The following is a 3,551-nucleotide window of genomic DNA, read 5'->3' as shown; positions in this document are numbered from 1 at the left end:
GCCGCGTCCGCGCCGGGGGTGAACACGGCGTTGTCTCCGTGAATCTGGTACTGAATGGCAATCTGGCAAAACGCGATCGCGTTCACCATGCTCAAGGCCCAAAGGGGGGGGATGCGGTTCAGCCCGCCCGAAAAGAAGCGTCCCAGATCGAGGCGCCCGCCGGCCCCCACCGACCCGGCGACCGCCGGCATGATATCCCCATCGCGCGGATCGACCGAATCCATTCCCACGTAAAACGCCAGAGCGCCCTCTGAGATCTCTTCGGGCCCGAGCCCGGCCGCGCGCAGGGCGCCCGCCACGCTCAGCAGCATCATATGGGTATGGTGATCCATCAGCCGCGCCGCGCGCACATCCACCCCCAGCGCGGCGGGATCGATCGGGCGGCAGCGCGCCGTGGCAATCGGGGCGAAGCCGGAGAGTTCCGGGTCCGGGGAAAGAAGAGTGCGCCCCGCCAGCAGCGCCTCCCAGGCCGGGCCCACCCCTTCGCCCGCCGCCGTGACCAGATGGGCGCCGGCCACTCTCAGGGGGGAAAACATCCGGCTCACGGGCCGTCGTAGCGGCCGAAACAAAGGCAGGCGTTCTGGCCGCCGAAGCCGAAGCTGTTGGAGAGGGCGATGCGGTGCTCGGCCGTGCGCATTTCATTCGGCACATAGTCGAGGTCGCACTTGGGATCGGGATTTTCGTAATTGATCGTCGGGAGAATTTCCGAGCGGCGCATCCCCTCCAGCGTGAGGGCGGCCTCGATCGCGCCGGCCGCGCCGATGGTATGGCCGAGCATGGATTTGTTCGAGCTGATGGGGACGCCCGCGGCGCGAGCGCCGAACACCTCTTTGATGGCGAGCGTTTCGGTCAGATCGTTCTTCGGGGTCGAGGTGCCGTGGGCGTTGATGTAGTCCACCTCGCCGGGAGTGATGCCCGCCTGCGCGATCGCCTTGCGCATGGCGATGACGGCACCGATTCCCTTGGGGTGCATCTCCGTGATGCGGAAGGCGTCGGCTGAATCGCCGTAGCCGAGCAGTTCCCCGAGGATGGGCACGCCGCGCGATCGGGCATGTTCGTACGCTTCGAGAACCAGCGCCCCCGCCCCCTCGGCAATCACGAATCCGTTGCGCCTTCTGTCGAAGGGCCGCGAGGCTTTTCCCGGTGTTTCGTAACGCTCTGCGAGGGCGGTCAAGAGCACAAAGCCGACGAACCCCGTGTAGGCGAAGGCGGCGTCGCACCCGCCGGCGAGCATGACATCCGCCTTGCCGTCCCGGATGAGGCGGAACGACTCGCCGATGGCCTGCGCACCCGCCGCACAGGCCGAGCAGACCGAGAAGGTCGGCCCTCTGCCGTCAATCTCGAGCGCCACGACGGAGGTGGCCACATCCACCTTCCGCCGGAAGAAAACCATCGGATCGTATGCGCCGCGGCCGGTCATGCCGTCGAAATTCCAGGAGCCCTCCCACACGCCCCCGCCGGGGGCGGGACGCCAGTTCCGGAAAAGGGAGGTCAAATCCTCGGCGGTCGGGTGTTCGCCGTGGGAGCCGATCGAGACCCCCAGTCTGCGGCGATCGGAAATCTCATCGAGGCGCGCGGCGGCGGCGGCCTCTCTCGCCGCAATCCGCATCATGCGGACGCCCCGGGAGGAAAACTTGTCGAGCCGGGCATAACCGTCCCGGCTCCCTTCGCCGATCCACGCCTCCTTCACCTCCCCCGCGATCTGGCAGGGAAGGCCCACGGGGTCGAACTGGGTGATGAGGCCAATCCCGGATTTTCCCTCGCGCGCGGCGTCAAACGTGCTCTTCACGTCCGGGCCGAGCGGGGTCATGGCCCCATAGCCGGTCACCACGACGCGCCGGAGGGGGTGCGGCATTGTCAGCTCTCCCAACGGGAGGAAAGAAAGGCGGGGAAATTCTAGAAAACCTTTTTCTCTTCCTGAATTTTTTTCAGCCATTCGCGAACCAGATCGTCTCCGCTGGGAAGCACGGGGGGATTTCCCGTTTTGGCGCAGACAATGTGGGTGCCGTCCTCTGTCTTCCAATCTGCTCCGGCCTCGCTCTTCTCCGGGAGGCGGGAGAGAATGTCCCGCACGGCGCTGGCCAGGGTGTTCGGGGTGACAAGCGCGGGAAGCTCATCCACCGGGGTGCCCGGCGCGAGATCATTCGCCAATTCGCTCAGCCGCAACTTGAGGATTTCCACCCCCTTCTCGGTCACCTCGCTGTTCTCGTCAATGGCCTGCCCTTCGCCGAACATCTCCTCGACGTGCTCGAGCACGAAATTGCGCGCCATCTTGATGCCGAACACTTGCTCCAGCCGGAAAGTCACGTCCAGAAAATCGAGGGACAGCACGCCCAGATCGTCCACCAGGGAACTGTCGGGCTGAATGTCTTCCTTCACCACACCCGTTGTTTCGGCGATGGCGTCCTTGACCTCTTCCATGATGCGATCATCATTGATCAATTGCTGTGGCATTGCTTCTCCTCACCGCTTCGTGTGCCGGTGCCCCGGCGCCATCCGTTCGGATCCCGTCGGGGGGCGCCGCCCGTGAACATTTTGCCGTATTAGAGCGACCCCGGCGAGCGAAATCAACCGGAGGCCCTAACCGCCCGCCGGGCCGCGGTTCAGGCGGTTGCCCATCCCCCGATCGACCACGAGGGTCTGGCCGCATATGGCCCGCCCGGCAGGTCCGGCCAGGAAATGAACCACCCCGGCCACCTCCTCGGGTGTAACAAACAAACGCTCCGGAAGATTCTCCAGCTCCGGCTGAATCCGCCGCAGGGTGCGGAAAGAGTCCGTCTTCACCAGCCCCGCGCACACGGCGTTCACGGAAATCTCTTTCTCGGCAAACGTCTCCGCCCAATGCTTGACAGCGGACTCCATGGCGGCCTTCATCGGCCCCAGGGAATAGTCCGGGCTGAAAAAGCGGCTTCCCAGGCTGGAGAGGAAAACGACGGCCCCGCCCCTCTGCTCGAGCATCGGGAGCGCCCCCTGGAGGCAGAACACGTTCCCCAGGAAATTCGTATCCACCAGAAGGCGCAGATCGCGCTCGAGCAGCCGATCCCAGGGCTTGAAGGGCGCCCGCGCCGCATTGAGCACCAGAATATCCAGCCGGCCGAGCGTCGCCTCCACCTGCTGGAACATGGCGGCGACCGATTTCTTGTCCGAGATGTCGGCGGTCACCGCGAGAGCGCGGACCCCTTCCCGCTCGGCCTCCCCGCACAGGGCGGCCGCCATCTCGGCCGAGCGCCCCTTTCCGTCGCGGTGGTTGATCACCACATCCGCCCCGGCGCGCGCCATCCGCCGGACGATGGCCGCGCCGATCCCGCGGGAGCCTCCCGTCACGAGGGCCACCTTCCCTGAAAAATCGCGGTCGAGACGCTCTTGAGGCGACATGGCCCTCATCTCAGCAGAAGGGAAGCGCGCCCGCCGGCGGCCGGGAGGGGGGCCACCCCGCAGCGGCGGAAGTTCCATATGGCCCCGTTTCGCAAGATTGTCCAGGCGGAATCACGCACCCAACATACCGGTCCGCCCACCCGCCTTTCAAACCTCCGGCTTTCCCCACCCCCCCC

Annotated in this window: 4 protein-coding genes; all 4 read right to left on the bottom strand. The window is 66.0% G+C overall.

The features are described 5' to 3' along the window. Positions 1-536 (bottom strand): beta-ketoacyl synthase N-terminal-like domain-containing protein (locus tag O2807_13570; protein ID MDA1001531.1); only part of this gene is annotated, 536 nt, incomplete at its 3' end. Between the two features lie 5 nt (positions 537-541). Next, a complete protein-coding gene (locus tag O2807_13565; GenBank protein MDA1001530.1) occupies positions 542-1,855 on the bottom strand; it encodes a beta-ketoacyl-[acyl-carrier-protein] synthase family protein in 1,314 nt (437 codons plus the stop codon). Positions 1,856-1,896: 41 nt separating this feature from the next. Next, positions 1,897-2,454 carry a phosphopantetheine-binding protein gene (locus O2807_13560; protein MDA1001529.1) on the bottom strand — a complete coding sequence of 186 codons (558 nt, stop codon included), beginning with the start codon at positions 2,452-2,454 and terminating at the stop codon, positions 1,897-1,899. Between the two features lie 126 nt (positions 2,455-2,580). Continuing rightward, positions 2,581-3,375, bottom strand: coding sequence for an SDR family oxidoreductase (locus O2807_13555; GenBank protein ID MDA1001528.1), 795 nt, complete (start codon positions 3,373-3,375; stop codon positions 2,581-2,583). Positions 3,376-3,551: the final 176 nt, after the last annotated feature.

The organism is bacterium (assembly GCA_027622355.1).
Taxonomy (GTDB): Bacteria; UBA8248; UBA8248; order UBA8248; family UBA8248; genus JAQBZT01.
Note: the sequence above shows the minus strand (reverse complement) of the source record. Positions and strands in the feature narration are given on the sequence as shown.